At 47.3% G+C, this 18,298-nt stretch carries 22 protein-coding genes and 2 pseudogenes; 18 read left to right on the top strand and 6 right to left on the bottom strand.

The window, feature by feature from the left end:
- From JOE21_RS00005 to JOE21_RS00025, 7 genes and pseudogenes are all read left to right on the top strand, one after another.
- Window positions 1-417, top strand: a 417-nt coding sequence (locus tag JOE21_RS00005; protein ID WP_309860681.1) for a hypothetical protein, incomplete at its 5' end; no start/stop codon positions are given.
- A 48-nt stretch (window positions 418-465) separates the two neighbouring features.
- Window positions 466-819 (top strand): AHH domain-containing protein, encoded by a 354-nt coding sequence (locus tag JOE21_RS17725; protein ID WP_374709303.1) that lies wholly within the window; start codon window positions 466-468, stop codon window positions 817-819.
- Between the two features lie 20 nt (window positions 820-839).
- Window positions 840-1,412 (top strand): imm11 family protein, encoded by a 573-nt coding sequence (locus JOE21_RS00010; protein WP_309860683.1) that lies wholly within the window; start codon window positions 840-842, stop codon window positions 1,410-1,412.
- A gap of 53 nt (window positions 1,413-1,465) precedes the next feature.
- Window positions 1,466-1,903: an SMI1/KNR4 family protein gene (locus JOE21_RS00015; protein WP_309860686.1), complete on the top strand. Its 438-nt coding sequence runs from the start codon at window positions 1,466-1,468 to the stop codon at window positions 1,901-1,903.
- 90 nt (window positions 1,904-1,993) lie between these two features.
- A pseudogene (locus tag JOE21_RS17730) lies at window positions 1,994-2,083 on the top strand (HNH endonuclease); the annotation flags it as partial.
- A 94-nt stretch (window positions 2,084-2,177) separates the two neighbouring features.
- A complete protein-coding gene (locus JOE21_RS00020) occupies window positions 2,178-2,549 on the top strand; it encodes a hypothetical protein (RefSeq protein WP_309860689.1) in 372 nt (123 codons plus the stop codon).
- An 847-nt stretch (window positions 2,550-3,396) separates the two neighbouring features.
- Window positions 3,397-4,731 carry a vWA domain-containing protein gene (locus JOE21_RS00025; RefSeq protein ID WP_309860692.1) on the top strand — a complete coding sequence of 445 codons (1,335 nt, stop codon included), beginning with the start codon at window positions 3,397-3,399 and terminating at the stop codon, window positions 4,729-4,731.
- A gap of 135 nt (window positions 4,732-4,866) precedes the next feature.
- Here the strand turns inward: JOE21_RS00025 and JOE21_RS00030 are convergent, their stop codons facing one another.
- Window positions 4,867-5,406, bottom strand: coding sequence for a DinB family protein (locus tag JOE21_RS00030; protein ID WP_309860695.1), 540 nt, complete (start codon window positions 5,404-5,406; stop codon window positions 4,867-4,869).
- A 695-nt stretch (window positions 5,407-6,101) separates the two neighbouring features.
- Here JOE21_RS00030 and JOE21_RS00035 point away from each other — a divergent pair.
- The 11 genes and pseudogenes from JOE21_RS00035 (at window position 6,102) to JOE21_RS00085 (ending at window position 15,929) form a co-directional block, all read left to right on the top strand.
- A complete protein-coding gene (locus tag JOE21_RS00035) occupies window positions 6,102-6,278 on the top strand; it encodes a hypothetical protein (protein WP_309860698.1) in 177 nt (58 codons plus the stop codon).
- A 253-nt stretch (window positions 6,279-6,531) separates the two neighbouring features.
- A complete protein-coding gene (locus tag JOE21_RS17890) occupies window positions 6,532-6,741 on the top strand; it encodes a heterocycloanthracin/sonorensin family bacteriocin (protein WP_510183835.1) in 210 nt (69 codons plus the stop codon).
- Between the two features lie 189 nt (window positions 6,742-6,930).
- Window positions 6,931-8,859, top strand: a complete 1,929-nt coding sequence (locus JOE21_RS00045) for a putative thiazole-containing bacteriocin maturation protein (protein WP_309860704.1) — start codon at window positions 6,931-6,933, stop codon at window positions 8,857-8,859.
- The gene (locus JOE21_RS00050) at window positions 8,856-10,781 is read left to right on the top strand and encodes a TOMM precursor leader peptide-binding protein (RefSeq protein ID WP_309860707.1); all 1,926 of its coding nucleotides are present in this window, start codon (window positions 8,856-8,858) and stop codon (window positions 10,779-10,781) included. The genes JOE21_RS00045 and JOE21_RS00050 overlap by 4 nt, the downstream gene beginning before the upstream one ends.
- A 19-nt stretch (window positions 10,782-10,800) precedes the next feature.
- Window positions 10,801-12,363 carry a SagB family peptide dehydrogenase gene (locus JOE21_RS00055; protein WP_309860710.1) on the top strand — a complete coding sequence of 521 codons (1,563 nt, stop codon included), beginning with the start codon at window positions 10,801-10,803 and terminating at the stop codon, window positions 12,361-12,363.
- A 103-nt stretch (window positions 12,364-12,466) separates the two neighbouring features.
- Window positions 12,467-13,159: a response regulator transcription factor gene (locus JOE21_RS00060; protein ID WP_309860713.1), complete on the top strand. Its 693-nt coding sequence runs from the start codon at window positions 12,467-12,469 to the stop codon at window positions 13,157-13,159.
- Window positions 13,156-14,235 carry a sensor histidine kinase gene (locus JOE21_RS00065; RefSeq protein WP_309860717.1) on the top strand — a complete coding sequence of 360 codons (1,080 nt, stop codon included), beginning with the start codon at window positions 13,156-13,158 and terminating at the stop codon, window positions 14,233-14,235. The genes JOE21_RS00060 and JOE21_RS00065 overlap by 4 nt, the downstream gene beginning before the upstream one ends.
- Before the next feature lie 84 nt (window positions 14,236-14,319).
- Window positions 14,320-14,547: a hypothetical protein gene (locus JOE21_RS00070; RefSeq protein WP_309860720.1), complete on the top strand. Its 228-nt coding sequence runs from the start codon at window positions 14,320-14,322 to the stop codon at window positions 14,545-14,547.
- A complete protein-coding gene (locus JOE21_RS00075; protein WP_309860723.1) occupies window positions 14,544-15,077 on the top strand; it encodes a DUF2269 domain-containing protein in 534 nt (177 codons plus the stop codon). Before JOE21_RS00070 ends, JOE21_RS00075 begins: the two co-directional genes overlap by 4 nt.
- Before the next feature lie 264 nt (window positions 15,078-15,341).
- Window positions 15,342-15,461 (top strand): annotated as a pseudogene (locus tag JOE21_RS00080) (asparagine synthase-related protein); the annotation flags it as partial.
- Window positions 15,462-15,581: 120 nt separating this feature from the next.
- Complete coding sequence (locus JOE21_RS00085) at window positions 15,582-15,929, top strand: four-helix bundle copper-binding protein (RefSeq protein WP_309860726.1); 348 nt, start codon at window positions 15,582-15,584, stop codon at window positions 15,927-15,929.
- A gap of 100 nt (window positions 15,930-16,029) precedes the next feature.
- On the opposite strand, the gene JOE21_RS17895 is transcribed toward JOE21_RS00085, so the two are convergent.
- The 5 genes from JOE21_RS17895 to JOE21_RS00105 form a co-directional block, all read right to left on the bottom strand.
- Window positions 16,030-16,206, bottom strand: a complete 177-nt coding sequence (locus JOE21_RS17895; protein ID WP_510183837.1) for a four-helix bundle copper-binding protein — start codon at window positions 16,204-16,206, stop codon at window positions 16,030-16,032.
- Window positions 16,207-16,283: 77 nt separating this feature from the next.
- Complete coding sequence (locus JOE21_RS00090) at window positions 16,284-17,024, bottom strand: urease accessory protein UreH domain-containing protein (RefSeq protein ID WP_309860728.1); 741 nt, start codon at window positions 17,022-17,024, stop codon at window positions 16,284-16,286.
- A 194-nt stretch (window positions 17,025-17,218) separates the two neighbouring features.
- Entirely contained in the window at window positions 17,219-17,497 is a 279-nt protein-coding gene (locus JOE21_RS00095; protein ID WP_309860730.1) for a prolipoprotein diacylglyceryl transferase family protein, read from the bottom strand.
- 37 nt (window positions 17,498-17,534) lie between these two features.
- A complete protein-coding gene (locus tag JOE21_RS00100; RefSeq protein ID WP_309860732.1) occupies window positions 17,535-17,777 on the bottom strand; it encodes a DUF2933 domain-containing protein in 243 nt (80 codons plus the stop codon).
- Window positions 17,778-18,051: 274 nt separating this feature from the next.
- Window positions 18,052-18,279, bottom strand: a complete 228-nt coding sequence (locus JOE21_RS00105) for a hypothetical protein (RefSeq protein WP_309860736.1) — start codon at window positions 18,277-18,279, stop codon at window positions 18,052-18,054.
- Between the last annotated feature and the right edge of the window lie 19 nt (window positions 18,280-18,298).

Consider the following 18,298-nt stretch of genomic DNA (forward strand, 5'->3'; position numbering starts at 1 on the left):
CGTCTTCTTGGAAGAATGGCAATGACTTCTACCTGGATGGGGCGTTGGTTTCCATGGTTGGGTTCAGGTGGAGCAGCCGGTGTAGGAGAAACAGCGACCTTCGACTTTCTACGAGAAGGCAAAGTCAATTGGACAAACGTTCTGATCGCGGGAGCATTAGGCGGACTGCTCGGCTTTGGTGGCGGGATGATCACGGACCATGGCCACAAGTTAAAAGCGTTAATCCCTCAGCTTGAGAATCGAGTAGTGGTTGCTGCAGATGGTCCTGTTGGGCGGTTTATCTATAATCACTTTGATGATGCGGCCGAGGGGTATCGGAAGGCGCAAGGTGGTGGTGAAACCAGTACAAGAACCCGAGACGGTGCAAAAGTAACATCAGCTGATGGATATGCCTCTAGAGTTAGTAACCGCATATAAGTAACAGGGGAATATCCGGATTCGTATTGGGAGAAGGGACGTTCTAAGATATTACGTGATGAACTAAAAGCTGCTGGGGTTGAGCCCCCACCTTATCCTAATGCGGCTCACCATATTGTTCCGTGGAATGATCCAAGAGCAGATCAGGCTCAAAGGATTTTAAGAGAATATGGGATAGAAACTGAATCGGCGGTAAATGGTGTGTTTTTGCCATATGAGAAGGGAAGTAAATATGTAGGAGATGAGGCGTTGCACAGAGGGAATCATGCGGAGAGTTATATGAAGGAAATTAACAGGAGATTAATTGAAGTAAAACGAGACGATGGTACACGTGAGGATATAGTTAATGAACTACATCAAATCAGAAAGGAACTTCTAGACGGTTCTTTGCAACTCAACTAACACTTCCAGAGGTGTTATCTATGAAAGTATGGAAATTTGAAAGTAAACTAGATGCCGGATTTGAAAGTATTCACACTGTAAACTTTGATGAATTTCATGGTAAATATTTTGATATATTTAATCAACCGATTCCAATAGCGGATGGTTGGGAAAATTTAGAAGTATACACTCTGACTGAAGGGTATAAAAGCGATTTTCCTCATTTTTGGGGAGAGTCTTTTGTTCCAGTTTTCTCCGAAAAGGCGTTAAATGTTGTGCATGACTTAATAGAAAATCAAGTTGAGATATTACCTTTAAGTCATCCCGAACATAAATACTTTGTAATCCATGTGTTAAATGTAATTGATGCAATTGACTTTGATAAGTCATTACCTAAAAGAATACTAAAATCAGGGCGTAAATCAGGGTTTAAAAAGTATTCTTTTGTACCTGAGAAAATTATTGGTCAGCAAATGTTTAAAGTCTATTACGACGATGGTAGGGTTCATAGTCAGTTTTTTGTTTCAGACGGGTTTAAAGATAGGGTAACCTCAAGTTCGTTGGTTGGATACGAATTTATAGAGGTGTGGGATTCCGAGAAAGCCGATTCATGATTTAATCCTAACCCTGCGCTCCCTATTTGGGAGTATTTGGCGAGGTGATCTATGTGAAGTGGTATGAGAGTGAAGTGCCTGCTAATGAACAGACCATTGAGGAAATTCAACAAAGGTTAGGAGTAAGGTTCCCGATTGACTATAAGCGAGTAGCTAAGACTTCACACGGGGAACCTCCGACTCCAAATACCATCGACTTTGGAATGTACAAAGAAAAAGTAGTTGGATGTCTCTTATCTTTCGATAATTCTTCTCCTATTAATTTCTTACATGTATACGGCTCATTAAAAAAACATCTTCCACTAAAAGTGATTCCCTTTGCAAAAGATCCTTTCGGTAATATGTATTGCTTTGATTATCGGGATAGTGAAGAGCCCACCATCGTTTATTGGAATCATGAGTCGGGTTCAATTACGCATGTCTGCGATACTTTTTCAAAGATGGAAAGCATGTTGTATGAGTTGGATTGGGACGATGATGACGATGAATAGTCGAAGATCTTTTTTATACGCACCCAGCCGGGTGCTTTTTCGTGGACGATAGAAAACCACGAATAACTGGAATAGTACCATCATCAAGATCCTAGCAAGATGCAACTAGTGGAATACAAATATCATGCCCATTCTGCCCATTCAGGTGGACGGCAAATCTGGGGAGGATCTAAAAAGTAAATGAGGTGATTCCATTGGACCTGGATGTTTTAAAAAAGACGTAATACAAAGCATTCATGCTGAAGAAGAGGATACAATTAGTGGTATCAAACAAGTGTTATCAACAGAATTTCCATCCGACACCCGCTTCCTTTTATTTGATTTTGAAACAGACGGCGAATTTCTTTCTGTTACGGTTCATTCTGCCATCAGTGTATCAAATCTCCATGACTTCCCTGAACCAGGTATAGCGGGTGTGGATCTTATGGAGAATCTAGAAGTGGACGATTTGGGTCTTGATGAGGATGATGTTGTTGAGCTGGAAGATGAACTGATTGAGTTCGGTCGTGAATACTACGTCGAGTGGTTAGCAAAGTGTTTTGATAAGGGAGGTGGTGACAATTATCACCTTCCTTGTGTAGCGTATTTAGACGGTGGGTATTATCATCTCCAAAAAAAGCAATGGATTGAACCGGAGGATATTTAGTATAAAGTTTAGACAGTCAGAGGCTTTGAGTCGTTATTTTACAAAGGATTATAGGCACCCAACGGGTGTCTTTTTTCACACGATGGATGGACTGGAGCGACGGGTGAGAAGGGGCAGACAAAGGTTATGGGGTGAACCGGTTTGCTCATAAAAAAGATGTCTGTTGCAAAGATCAATCCTGCTGCATACAACCACGTAAAGATTTACAGCCGAGTGATCCTGAGTACTAGAAACTAAAACGGTCCTTGGATCAACTTGGGTATGTAGAACCTTTAGTTTGGAACCGTCGAACAGGAAATCTAGTCAGTGGTCACCAACGGTTGAAGATCCTCCAGAAACGAGGTTTAACGGAAGTGGAATGTAAAGGAAATACTTCCACACCTTCCACAACCAAGCTTCCGGTGCGTTACGAGCCGGGAGGTAAAGTCGATCAAAACCCGCCTGCTGCCCAGCTATCACCATGGGCAACACCTCGTTGAGGGAACGGAAACTTTTATCCAGGGCCAGTTTCCCAAATCACAGACTTCGTTCCATTCTTTTTGTGGCTCCCTGGGCGCTAGTCGCCAACCCTCCGATAGCGATGGTCAGACGAACCCAGCCCCTTCCTTTTTTCTGCCGGTACCCGCTACAAAGAGAACGGACCTCCCGTAAAATGAACCGTTTCAAAAAAAGAGGAGAAAATAATACAGATAGTCTATTGCCATAAGTGGAATCAATTGCTAGTATGTTAGGCGTTTATTAGGTACTGGTTTTCCAACATGAAACCAATACCATCGTCCGATGTTATTAAAATTATACAAAACGGAGACGGCTACATCGACCCGGACTTTTGAAGGAGGAGAATTAGTTGTACTTATCTCGCATTTTGATCATGTTTGTTTGTGTGGTACTTCTAGTTGGCTGTGTACCGTTTCTAGACTCTAAAGCGGATATCTCACAAAAGAATGGCGGCGGAGAGGAGGAAGCCCAGCAGAAAGCAATCAAAGAGATAGAACCTCATAAGAATTTTGCCGGAACTGAAGCACTGGAAATCATCCAGCAGGGACCAGGGGAATTTGGTGGCGACAACTATGACGAAGCGAAGGTAAAAAAAGCGATTGAGGCCTTTCCCAAAGACCGATCCGATGAGGAATATTTCCACCGACTGTTGGCTCTTATTGCGGAAGATTACCGACCGTATAAACAATTCTTTGAAGACTACGATACCAGCATCATGGGGCCTTCAAAGGGACCAGACAGTGAGGTTCAGCTACCTGGAGAACAAGAGATTAATGTGTTGATCTTGTTGGATGCCAGTGGGAGTATGGCGGCTAAGGTCCCTGGCGGCGTTAAGATGGATCTGGCACAGCAGGCAATTCGTTCTTTTGTATCTGAGCTTCCAGAAGACGCAAATGTCGCCTTGCAGGTCTATGGTCATAAGGGCAGTAACAGCCAAAAAGATAAAAAGATTTCCTGCTCCAGTGCTGAGGAGATTCATCCATTAGCTTCTTACGGCTCTGACTTTGATAAGGCTTTGGGCAGCGTGAAACCCGTGGGGTGGACTCCCTTGGCTGCCGCCATTGAAAAAGCCGAAAAGCAGTTATCAGGACAAACTGATGCACAAAATCTTATATACATTGTCAGTGATGGAGTGGAAACCTGCGATGGAGACCCGGTTGCCGCAGCGAAAAAGCTAAACCAGTCAGACATTCAAGCAGCTGTGAACCTAATCGGTTTTGATGTTAACAATGCTGGCCAACAAGCATTACGCGAAATCGCCGTTGCTGGCGGGGGATCGTTTACCGCAGTCCAAACCGGTGATGAACTAGCTGAATCCATGGAGAAAGAACGTAACCGTTTAATACAACAATGGGATCGTTGGGCACATCGTAATGCAGTTGACCTTTTAATTGAAGGGGGAAAGATGCGAAAGGAAGTAGGAGATAATGAGAGGGCTATGAAGGAGAAAATTACGGATGAAAATGAGCGAATCGAGGAGTGGATCCCTTATATTAGTGATATCACTGGCTCCGAAGAAGATACTTTAATTCGTCTTGCGAAGGATCGACGGTTAACAATGTGGGTATATGCGCAAGAAACCAGCTTACATGTTATCGGTCAAATTCTAGATAATGAATCGGACGCCCGAGATGGGGTATACGAACGAAAAGACGAAGTACAAGACTCCTTATCCAATGACTAAAGCATTGAATTAGAAAACGACTATAAATAAGCGAAAAAAAGGACCTCCGCCTTGATCTTGGCGGAGGTCTCTATTGTTGTTCTTCGTAAACAACCAAAATATCCTTAAGGCCCATTTCTGGGTATTGGAAACAGTTTATCTAGCTGAGGAGTTTTCTTCCGCGGCGGATTTTGAATCCTCTTGATACAAAAAAACCATATAATCGGTCATGGTGGAGGCGTGCCCGATTTGACGCAGGATAGCTGAAATATTGCCACGGTGATACGTTCCATGATTGGCTACATGCATGATGATTTCCGACAAACGGGTATTCCGGATTCCCGCATATGGATTATCAAGGACAATGATTTTCTCCAGATCTGCTTGTTTGCTGATAAACGCTTTAAATTGCCTGGACAAGTCGATATACATCGCTTCCAATTCCTCGATACTTTTGCATTCTGCTTCTTCCTGCAATTGGACAGCGTACTTCATCGCTTCCTTCATGCTTTCACCGGAAAGAACGCTTAACCAGCCGTGATCAACAATGTAAATGTGAGACATCACCTTCGATATGGAAGGAAAGATGCTTTGCACCTCCTGAACGTATACCTCACCAGGAAGCTCTTTTAATCGGTTAAAAAGAGTTTGGTTCGCCCAAACGTGATAGTCGTACATGGTTATAGGATTGGACACGTTTATCTTCTCCTTTTTCACCGTTTTTGGCTGTCGATTTTAGTATATCAAAAATAGTATGATAAAAACTAAAAATAGGCATCTATCAAGCGATTCGAGGACGACATTATCGGTATGGACAATGCACAAGCCTGAATCAGACTCGAGGATGGTGAGTACATGTGGAAGCGAATGATCGACGAATACGGAAACGATCTACGAAGTTTGGGCGAAAAAACAAAGGGATCAATGAAGATGGCGAACAGGGTCTAAAGAAATGCTTCCGATTCCAATAAGTTATCCAACGGGGTTAACCGTCCCGTTTCAGGGTGCTTGTGTATATCAGATCTGGGAAGACAATAACAAAGAATTTGAAGAGAGGATTCAGCTAAAACCGCAAAAGCGTTATTTTGTGATTCCTGAGCGTGTAGCCGGGTGGATCTGTATCTAAGGTTACTCTACCCATTTGAGATAAAGGGTTCCCCTATCCTGCACCTGTTGCCGCTAACGAGCAGGCTGATAAGATCGGTTGCTACCGGCTTTTTTATATATTCAAGTATAAGCAGTGCATCCAATAGTTGAAAGTCCATATACCAATTAACAAATAGATTATACATTTACTAACAGGATAAACCTTATACCTGACTTCAAGGTCAAGAGGTGTTTAAATAAGGAAATTCGGTTATGGAGACCCTACCGGAAAAGGAGGTGAATCCATGATGGTTGATCGCGAACGTGCGTTTCGAACGGGTGACCGGGTAGCCGAGCCTGGTGACTATGTATGCGAAGCAGGCGAAAGAGCGGCTTATGGCGAAGGAGAAACATTCCGGGCTTGCCCGGCAACCGGAAAGGATACCGAGTGGAAACGGGATGAAGACGAATGTGGTTGTTAGTTAAATAACGGAATCAGAAAAGCCGGTTTCCCTTGACGGAGCCGGCTTTTTCTATAGGTCCTCAAAATTCCGTTTAAATGCGGTCTAACATATTAATGAAGGACGTGCAACTATAGGTATTTACTCCATAAATATAACAATGGATGGAAGGGGTGATGGGCGATTACAGAGGATGATCTCCATCGCTTCCGTAGTCGGCTCCTCTATTCAGTGCCAGTGGAGCCTAATCATTTTATTTATGGAGGTTGTATGTATGGATGATTTCAAAAATGATCTTCAAAAGTTGAATGTTGACGAGTTTCAGGCAGGTAAGGTGACGTCTTGGGAAAATCAAGGCGGGAATGTTTCCGGTGATGCTCATTGTCACTGGCATTGTCACCATTGCCATCATTGCCACTATTGTTATCACTGTCATCACTGTCATCACTGTCATCATTGTTACGGTTGGCATTGTCACTGTTAGCTAATATGGAGACGGACACAGACAAGAGTTCAAATGGAAACGGCGGCTGCCTGAAGAGAAGAATCGCCCCTGCAAATGGTGAACCGGCAGGGGTTTTTCTCTTCAGGTAGGTATGAGGGATCAAGCAGTACATAAAGATATCAACGTATGGTGCGGATCAGAAAGAGAGCATGGGAAGGAGGAGTGGGAATGACAAATTTGATGCCCTCGATGTGTCTGAAAGTGAAAAAGGACACCTTTTTTTTGCCTGATTCCAACGGTGGTGTGTATGTTCGGAACAACGCTGTCTCATTCCGTATGAAAGGCCGGACGATCCATCAGTGGATTGAAAAACTGATCCCGCTGTTCAACGGAGAACACACATTGGAGGAATTGACCGACGGATTGCCGGATCCGTATCGGGATCGGATATATGAAATCGCAGAAGCTTTATACCAAAACGGTTTTGTTCGGGATATCAGCCAAGACCGTCCGCATCAATTGCTGGATGAGGTTTGTAAAACGTATGCTTCCCAAATTGAATTTTTGGATAGTTTCGGCGGCTCGGGCGCCTACCGTTTTCAGTGCTATCGTCGGAGCAAGGTGTTGGCGGTCGGTTCCGGACCGTTTTTTATGTCGTTGGTTGCGGCGTTGTTGGAATCCGGATTGCCCAAGCTCCACATGCTGGCCACGGACGGAATGGAGACCCATCGGCAGCGGTTAGAGGAATTGGAAGCACATGCCCGTCAAACGGACCCCGAGGTGGCGCTGGAGGAGTTCACCCTGCAAAAAAAAGGAGGGTCTTGGCGGGCGGCTGTCCAGCCGTATGATGTGATTTTGTATGTGTCCCAGGAGGGCGATGTGGAGGAGTTTCGTGTTATCCATGCGGTTTGCCGGGAGGAAAAAAAGGTTTTCATCCCCGCCATGTGTCTGCAGCAGGCGGGGATGGCGGGTCCCCTGGTGCATCCGGATTCCGGGGGGTGTTGGGAGTCTGCCTGGCGCCGCATACACGGGTCCGCTCTTTGGAAAGATCCGCAGTTACACGCTTTCTCTTCCACTGCGGGAGCGGTATTGGCTAATGTGATCGTGTTTGAATGGTTCAAAAAGGCGACGGGTGTGATCATGGAAGCAAATGATCGCTTTTTTTTGCTTGATTTAGAGACGATGGAAGGAGACTGGCATTCTTTTATCCCACACCCGCTGGTGGCTGGGTATTCAAAAGCGGAAGAGATTCACGATCTCGATGCTCTTCTGGAAGGTGATTTAGTCCGAAGAGAGTCGGACGGATTGTTTTCGGTCTTCAGTCTGTTGACATCAGCGAAATCAGGGGTTTTCCATCTTTGGGAGGAGGGGGATTTAAAGCAGCTGCCATTGGCTCAGTGCCGCGTTCAGGCAGCCGACCCGCTGTCGGAGGGACCAGCGGAATTATTGCCTGACATGGTTTGTACCGGTTTGACGCATGAGGAGGCACGGCGGGAAGCGGGTTTAGCCGGGATTGAAGCGTATGTATTCCAAATGGTGGGATTCCTTGTCGAGGGGTTGACAGAACCACAGGAATGGATCGGCGTCGGAGCGGGGGAAACGGTTGCGGAAGGCATTTGGCGCGGGTTGCAAAAGTGTTTGCTGAAGCAACTGGAAAAGAGGCTGGCGGATCAAAAGCCTCTCGTCTTCCGGGTGCAGTTGAGCACGGTGGAGGATGAACGTTGCCGGTTTTATTTGCAGGCATTAACCACGATAACAGGCGATCCGATGATCGGATTGGGGGAGGAAGTGTCCGGCTTCCCTGTGGTATGGGTCGGCACGGGGGACCGCTGGTACGGCACTGCAGGCTTGAATGTGACCATGGCGTTACGGAAGGCCTTGCAACAGGCGCTCTCAAAGGTGCAAGACCCAGCGGTGCAGTATTCAGCGCAAGCGGTGGAGTGTACGACGGTTCTTCTGGAAGAAAAGCGACCGCAAAGCCTGGTCATTCCTGCGGGTGGTGAATCGACACAACAGGAGGTTTTGCAAACCGCCTTGCAGGTCTTAAAACGGAATCAGAAGCGGATGATGGTCTTTGACTTGGCACAGGAACCCTTTTTAAAAGAGAAGCTGGCGGGAGTGTTTGGCGTGTTGCTACGAGGGGAGGAATCCCGGTGAGCACTGTGGTGGTTGTTGGAGAAGGGCTGTTGGCGGATTTCGTGTGTGGGGAACTCTCCCCCCGATGCCAAATCCTTCGCCGAACCGATTTGAAAACGGAAGAGACAGGAGAAGCAGACTTGGCTCTAATATTGTATGATTCCTGGAATCCATCCGTTTATCACCAGGCGGAAGAGGTGTTCCGGACAGCCGGCATGCCCTGGCTGCGGGGAGGTGTTTCGTTTGGAGAAGGAGTGGTTGGACCGCTGGTTCGCCCGGGAACGCCTGGGTGCTCCCGATGTGCGGACACGCGACGCCTCACAGCGGGACGCGACCGCCAAGAGATGTGGCAGTTGCAACAGCGGTCAACCACCCACGATTCTTGGGCATCGCGCACGGGCCTTTTGCACATGGCTCACCTGCTGGCGGCAGAGGCACGGAGGGTGTTGCAAGGCAGTCGAACCCACTTGGAAGGACGGGTATTTTTAATCAACCTAAAAACACTGCAAGGCTCCCGTCACTTTTTTCTGCCTGACCCGCTGTGTTCGGTTTGCGGTCGATTGCCTGCTGATTCGCCGACAGCGAGCCGAATTTCCCTACAACCGAGTCCAAAGGTTCGTCATGATCCATATCGCTGCCGCTCGATGAATGAACTGAAGGAAGTGCTGGTAAACGACTATCTCGATCATCGAACCGGCATGTTGAACGGGAAAATGCATGATTTGGCGTCCACCTTTGCGGATGCGGGGGTGAATCTGCCGTCGTTCACGGGGGATGAGGGAACGGGGGGGCGCACTCACTCCTATGCGGAAAGTGAGTGTGCGGCTATTTTGGAGGGTTTGGAGCGCTACTGCGGGCTGCAACCCCGCGGCAAACGGACGACGATCCACGATTGTTACCGAAATCTGGACGATCAAGCGCTGAACCCCGGCACCATCGGGGTGCACGCAAAGGAGCAGTATGCGCAGCCGGATTTTCCGTTTACCCCCTTTGATCCCGACCGCCTGCTCGATTGGGTGTGGGGTTATTCATTTTTGCAGGAGCGCCCCATACTAGTTCCAAAGTCTCTCGCTTATTTCGGTCCGGGTTGCGGAGAGCGTTTTGTCTTTGAGACTTCAAATGGATGCGCTTTGGGTGGGAGTTTGGAAGAGGCCGTTTTCTACGGCCTTTTGGAAGTCGTCGAACGCGACTCCTTCCTGATGACGTGGTATGCTCAATTGCCTGTCCCCCGTTTGGATCCGACTTCCGCTGAAGATCGCGATCTGCGGTTGATGGTGGATCGTTTTCAAACGGTGACGGGGTATGATCTCTATTTTTTTAACACGACGATGGAGAACAACATTCCCAGTGTGTGGGCGTTGGCGAAAAACAGAAAATCGCAGGGAGCCCATCTGATCTGTGCGGCTGGAGCCCATCTGGATCCCGTCCGGGCGGTAAAAGGCGCAGTTCATGAATTGTCCAGCACGATGCGGATGCTTCATAAGCAATATGAGAAAAATCGAGAGAAGGCGGGTCATATGTTTCACGACTCAACTCTGGTGCGACAGATGGAGGACCATTCTATCCTATACGGCTTGCCGCAAGCGAAGAAGCGCCTGTATTTTTTGCTGGATGAAAAGCGTCCGTTGCGAAGGTTTGACCAGGAGTTCCAGCAAGAGAAAAGGCATATGGACTTGACCGAGGACCTGAAGGAAATACTCCAGGTGTTTCACCGATTGAACCTTGATGTGATTGTAGTGAACCAGACAACACCAGAACTGAGTCGAAACGGACTTTTTTGCGTAAAAGTGCTGATCCCGGGGATGTTGCCGATGACCTTCGGACATCATTTTACCCGCCTGGAAGGGATGGACCGGGTGTTGAGGGTACCGGTGGATCTCGGATATACCGAACAACCACTGACACTGGAACAGCTTAATCCACATCCGCATCCGTTTCCATAAGCCGTGGGGAGGGGAAAAGATGAGTCTAGAAACATTTTTGCACCATCTCCATTTTGACATTGCCAAGACTCAACCGCGAGATTGGAAGGTAGATTGGGAAGATACACCTCTTCCGTATAAACGTTACCACGGCTTGCCTGCAATCCCGCTTTCTTTGGAAGTACCGCTGACGCTCAAAGGATGCGAAGTGCCTGTAAAGCCGAAGATTCGCGAAATCGGCCATTTTTTCTGGTATGGATTCGGACTCTCGCAATTCTGCCAACCCGTCCATCCTTCGGGTGCCGTGGAACACGCGATGTACCGGCGGTTCGTTCCCTCCGGCGGAGCGCTGTATCCCAACGAATTGTACGTGTATCTGAACATGGATGAAGTCTCGCGGGGGATATATCATTATGATGCGGCTCATCACCGCTTGGTGTTGTTGCGGAAAGGCGATTATGATTCTTACCTGGCCCGGGCTCTCGGCTATCGCTGTGACGTGTCGGCTTATTTTGGTGTCGTTTTTGTGTCTACGATGTTTCAGAAAAATGGCTTTAAATATCATCACTTTGCTTATCGTCTGCAAGGGCTGGATACGGGCGTGTTAATCGGGCAGCTGCTGGAGGTGGCGAAGCGGTTTGGCTTTGAATCGGCGGTCTACTTCCGGTTTCTTGATCGGGCCGTTAACCATCTGCTGGGTTTGTCCGAATGGAAGGAGAGTGTGTATGCAGTCGTTCCGCTGGCGTTGGATCCTAGGGTTACGAGGTTTGATGAAGAGAATAATGACAAGTCGATCTCTGCCGAGGAGTTGTGCCGAGAGTTGACAGTGCTGCAACATGAACATGACATCCGGTCGAAGAGAAGGATCGAGTATCCAATGATCATCCGGATGAATGAAGCCTCCCTGCTGGAATCCATCAAACCGTTTCGGCAGGTAAAGGGGGAGAAGAACAGCAGCTGTGAGGGTGAGATAATCCTCCTGCCCCGTGTGGACCGGCTATCGTATGATCTGGCGGCAGTCTGTCGAAAGCGGTTTTCACCAGGGATCCATTTTGTCTTGGATCAGGTGAGTCAATCGCAACTGGCCGCTTTGTTACGGGAAGCGACAGCTTCTTTTTCGTATCGGAATGATTTGGATGGAGCACAGGAGAATCTCGTATCCCGTGTCTCACTGGTTGGATGTTTGCATGGTGTGGAAGGCATTCCGGATGGTGCTTACCATTATGACAGGGCCGCTCATGCATTCCGGCAGATACGCCCTGGAGATCATCGTCGGCGGCTGCAACAGGGAATGTCCTCGCATACGGTAAACTTGTCCCAAGTACCGCTCTGCTTTCATGTGACAGGGGATCGGGATCACCTCAAAGGGGCGCTGGGGTATAGAGGGTACCGCATTCAACAGATGGAAGCGGGTATGCTGACGCATCGTTTACTGCTGGCGGCGTCCGCCCTCGGGATGGGGGGGCACCCGCTTCTCGATTTTGATGCGGGCTCGTGTGATGAACTCTATCGTTTGGCTCCACAAGGAAAAACCAGTCTAATCCAAATCCCAATCGGTCCCTATCGTCTTCCTCCCCGTTTGCAGGGAAGTTTGCATGGTTGAATAAGCGGAAGAAATAGGTGAACAAGGCTGGCAGTATGCTTTTGTTCACTTTCTGTTCATAAAAAGATGGTAATATATTTGTAAATAATTAGGGGGACAATGGATGAACAAGAAAGTGAACGTTCTTATCATTGAAGATGATCCTTATATATGTGAGTTGATCACTTTATACGCAGAAAAAAGTGGATATACTGTTTACGTTGCTAACAATGGGATGGAAGGTTTGGAATTGTTTTATGATAACCCGCCAGATCTTGTCATTCTGGATATTATGATGCCTGAAATGGACGGTTGGGAAGTTTGCACGGAAATAAGACGATTTGATAAAACTCCTATTATCATGTTGACGGGGAAAGGCGAAAACGATGATAAACTGAAAGGTTTCGACCTGGGAACAGATGATTACTTGGTGAAACCTTTTGACCCAAACGAATTGATGGCGAGGGTCAAAGCAGTACTGCGGCGAACCAATCCGATGTTCAATATAAATGAGATCATTGAACTTCCCTTGTTGAAGATTGATCCTCAACAATACAAGGTGGTCTGTGATAAACATGAGATCGTGTTACCGCCCAAGGAAATGGAGTTGCTGTATTTTCTGGCCTTACATTCAAATCAAGTGTTTACACGTCAACAGTTGTTGGATCAAATATGGGGGTTGGATTTTGAGGGGGATCCGAGAACAGTCGATGTGCATATTAAAAGGATTCGAGAAAAATTGGGGGATTCCAACCCTTATTGGAAAGTGAAGACCATAAGAGGAGTTGGATACAAATTTGAGGTGAACAACCGGTGATTCGAATAAAAAGTATTTTTTTGAAGCTGTTTATCACCTATATCGTCATACTCATGGTGTCGCATGTCATTTTTACTTTCGCTTCCTATTTGTTGTTTCAGGATCATTTCGATCACGCACATCCGAATTCGGAAGGTTTAGACCGAATGAAGGCATTTGGATTGGCCTCGGTGATTTCGATTACCATTACCGGCTTGTTTACCTACTACCTTGCGAAAAGAATCACCGCCCCCATTCGGCAAATGAATCGAGTTGCCCTCCAAATTGCTAAGGGACAATTTGATCAAAAAATTAAAATCAAGACGCGTGATGAGCTGGGAGAATTGGGGAAGACGCTCAACTTTATGGCTCAGGAGTTGGCCGGTTTGGATCAGATGAGAAAGGATTTCGTAGCCAATGTTTCCCACGATTTGCGCTCCCCTCTCACTTCGATTCATGGATTTGTCCAGGCGTTTCTGGATGATACGATTCCGAACGAACGAAAGAGCCATTATTTAACGATTATGAAAGAACAAACCGAGCGAATGATGAAGCTGGTCGATGATCTTCTCGACATGGCTAGAATAGAAGCGGGACAGTTGGTTATCCGGCCTGTCATCTTTAATTTGTCGGAACGGGTTCGCCAAATCCTGGCTCGCATGGAACCTGAATTTGTGAAAAGACAGGTCCATGTGGAGTTGATATCTGAAGAAGAAAAAGACATCTACGTATTTGCCGATCCGGATCGGATGGATCAAGTGATCGTCAATTTGATTCAAAATGCCGTGCAATTTTCTCCACCCGATCGTTCTGTCGAAGTGTTTTTGAAAAAAGAAGGACAAGCGGTGGTGTCTATTCGAGATGAAGGACCGGGAATCAGGCAAGAGGACATGGAATCGATTTGGGAACGATTTTACAAAGCGGATAGAGCCCGGGCGAAAAATGCGGGTACAGGGCTCGGCTTGTCCATTGTTAAGCACATTTTAGATCTCCATCAAACCGATATTCAAGTGGAAAGTGAAGTAGGAAGAGGGACTACCTTCATTTTTACGCTTCCGATCGTTTTGGAGATGTCTAAAAAACCTCAAAACGAGTGATTCTCCGTTCATCTTCTGTTCATCAAACAGTGCTATGCTGGATTTTGTAGTAAAAATCATGAAAACAAAAAGGAGGATCTCTCGATGAGAAAACGCACAACAGACGAGGATAAACATATGGCTGATCCACCCCCCTACCCCGGTACACCGCGCTGGGTAAAGGTGTCTGGGATCATCGTGATCGCCCTGGTCTTGTTGCTTGTCATCATCATGCTCTTCGGAGGTGGTGACCACGGCCCCGGTCGCCACATTCCGTCCGATGACGCGGGTGGCCGGACACCGCTCAACGAACACAGGGTGCAACAGTCATGACCATGACACCCGGCCTTCGCAAGTTTGCTCTTATCGCGCATATTACTTCCTCGGTCGGCTGGTTCGGCGCGGTTACTGCCTATATCGCTCTCGACGTTGCCGTTGTAACCAGCGGGGATGCTCAAATATTGCGTGCCGCCTATATCGCGATGGAGTTAATCATCTGGTGGGCTCTCGTCCCGTTGGCCCTCGCCTCCCTGCTGACGGGGCTTGTCATGTCATTGGGCACCCCGTGGGGCTTATTTCGGCACTATTGGATCCTGTTTAAACTGCTGCTAACCCTCTTTGCCACCATCATCTTGCTGGGGCACACACAGACAAGCAGCTATATGGCAGGCGTAGCAGCAGATCCGACCACGTCCATTGCCGATCTCCAAGCGCTGGGGGGCTCACTGCTCCACTCCGTTGGCGGCCTGGTGGTGTTGCTTCTGATTATGATCCTGTCGGTGTACAAGCCGCGGGGCATGACCCCATACGGATGGCGTAAGCAGCATGAGCGGCGGAAGGTGTCGCAGCGATCGATGCAGTGACTCTTGAATGGCTATCGAGTGAACCCTGTCCTGACCTTGCTAAGGTGAACGACGGCTTAGGAGCGCCATCAATGGGAGTATTAAAATTTTTACAGACATTCTGTTAGATAGGCTAAATCTGTACGTGGCGATGAGTTGTAACACTATTGCATTATTTTCTGGAAAAATTCCTGAAACCTAAGGGCAATCCCATAGGCCTCAATCTTTTTTAATCACAGAAACTCCTATTTGGGTAGTTTAATTTAAATAATTTGCTGGATTAACATAGATATCCATACTTGGCTATGCGGTGATATTCTGATGAAAGCCGACAAGATGATGATGGCTCGTTCGTTGGAACTCCGTGTTCCCTTTGTCGATCGGGAAGTTTTTGATTGGGCCACCGTTTTCATCCCCATATCTAAAGCTAGGGGTTTTCTCGCTCGCAATGGTATAAGAGCGTGTTTGAATAAGTCCAGACTGTTTAACAAACCTTACTTTAAAAAGGAAGGGGGTGGATGATAAATGCCTGCCATAGTAAGTACTAATGTTCAACAATACCAATCCTGCATCGATATGTGTAACCAGTGCATGCAGGCCTGTGAAGAATGCCTGACGTCGTGTTTGAATGAACCCGATGTACAAGCGAGGATGGATTGCATTCAGGTACTCCGGGACTGTGCCGAAATTTGCTCCATCTCTTCCCGGTACATGTCTCGAAACAGTACGTACGCCAAGCAAATTTGTGGTGTGTGTGCAATGATTTGCGAGGCGTGTGCGCAGGAATGTGCCACATTTAAGGATGATCACTGCCAAAAATGTGCGGATGTTTGTCGGCAATGTGCGGCTGAATGCAGACAGATGGCTTCTTAACCTCACCCAAATACCTCAATGCTCCTCTAAAGATTGGGGTATTTGGGTTGGCCAAATGTATTCGATTTTCTGCAGATCTTTCAGAAAACTGTCAATATGATCATCGGAGAGGTGGATAAGGAAAAGGTCCGCTGTTTTCTCGTTGCCGTTCATGCATTGAATGACTACTCGCATAGGCGCAATGAAGACAGACCTGTGCGCAGTGCTGGGAGTGCGGGTCGGGGTAATACATGCATTCCTGGCCGCAAAGTTCACAGACGTGAGCATAGAGGAGTATAGGAAGTGCAGGGAGCCCTTTATCCCTTACTCAGGTTGGCGCATCCTTCATCCGGTAGAAAAAAACATTTTATATTTTCATAAGGTCCAATAAGTCCAGGTGTCAAATAGGCCCAAAAGGATTAGCACTAGTCCGGTGATTACACTGACTGTCCGGCTAAAGCGCCGTGAGCGTCGGATAACGGTGCCGTCCAGGCCGATGATCGATCCCAGGGTGACAAGCATAAGAACCGGGATCGAGGTGCCGATAGCGAAGACAGCTGGCAACACCCACCCGGCGCCATAAGAGAGGACGAAGGAGATCAGCCAGCCGAAAAACAGGGTGGCCATCGTGGGACAGAATGCCAGAGATACGGAAAAGCCCAGCAGAAAAGCGGATCGTCGTCCCCCAACCCGTAGGGACCAAGCTTTTAGACGGTCCGAAATTCCTATCCGGAACCCACGGAGCTTTAACCATCCTATCAGTAGCAATCCCGAAAGAACGAACAGGGGACCGAGTAGTTTCCGCATCCACTGGAACAGAGGAATCAAACTGGATTCCAAGGAGGTCCCAAACCAAAGGACTAAAACACCCAACAAGAGGTAGACCGATGCTTTTCCCACAAGGTAAGCGGCGGTTTCAGAGAGAATGTGGCCACCCCGGTTAGCCCGCTCCGTCAGATAAGACAAGGCAGCTGCGTTTCCAGTTAGCTGGCAGGGGGCCAGCGCCCCTATTAAACCGAGTAGAAACGCGCTCCATAGGGGACCTTGACCGGTGCTTAGATAATTTAATAGAGGAAGGCTTATGGCATTACTGATCTGACTGATCCATTCGTACATCAAGAACACCTCGTCGTTCGTTTCCTAAGAGTCTAGCGTAAATCGTGAATAAACAATGAAGAAACTTGCTAAAGACGTCTCATGGATCATCCCCAAACGTGTCGAAGTCTTCTATCGATACGGAAGGATCTGTGTTGGATACGTTCAGATTCCAAAGCAGATCGTTTAAAGGTGAGTGACTAGGGCGTGTCTGATCAATCCGTGGCGGGATCCCGGGTCGGTATGGCTGACTTCGTTTCGTTGCAAAAAGCGCATAGCGAGACCAGGGAACGAAGTGAGAGTACCTCCCAAAGCCGAGCGCCTAAAATGGCTCCGATCACTACATAAAAACTCATGTCCACTACGTATTCACGATATTTGGTTCCCTTAGCCAAGTAAAAAGCGACACCTACAGCCAACAGAACAGCCATGGCAATAATAAGTCCATAGGATCTCACAGGAAAATCGCCAATATAAAATAAAACAACTTTCATCTTTGGTAAAACCTCCATCTCCTATCATACATTAAGGTCAATTTGAATCGGATTTTCTTGCCCCTTTGATCGATTCCAATTCCTTCATTAGATGATGATTTTGCTCCATTAATTCACCCATCCGAATCTGAAGGGATTGTAATTCCTGTGGTGAAATTTCCGGTTGTTCTTTTGTAACTCTTTCGCCTTTCTGGGCGCTGTCTTTGTGAAACATCCCCCTCATACAAAAGATCATCATCAAGGGGCAGGCAAGAAGACCTAAGATCGTCAACCATTCCATTCCTTTCACTCCTCTTACTCAATACTGGTATGGAAAGCACCAGTGCACGATGGCCGGACACTGGTGCTTTTAATAAAAGTCGGACACAGGTGCTATTTTCTTAAAATTTCCTTTGTATTCTCATATTCTTCAATTGAAATTTCCCCGCGGGCCAACCGTATTTTTAACAGATCCAGGGGGCTTACGTTTGGGTCGGCCTCCCGAGGGGATTCTTGTGTATGGTTTTTATACTGTTTAGAAGACAGTCCGCAACATCCCACTTGGCATGGCCTTCTTAGTTTTTATTGTCCTCCCCATACGTTTTCATGACTTGAGCACAATCCTCCATCATCTGTTTTCCTTGGGGGGAATCCATGGCATCCATCATGTTCATCATACTGCCGTTCATCATCCCGGACATTCCATTGCCGGAATCCGTTTGATTGGCCAACGTAACCGGTACTGCAATCAACAGGGCTGCCACAGCAAGAGACGACAGCATCAGAATGATTTTCCTTTTCATTGGTATCCCTCCTTTCAGT

This window comes from Desmospora profundinema (assembly GCF_031454155.1).
In the GTDB taxonomy this organism is placed as follows: domain Bacteria; phylum Bacillota; class Bacilli; order Thermoactinomycetales; family DSM-45169; genus Desmospora; species Desmospora profundinema.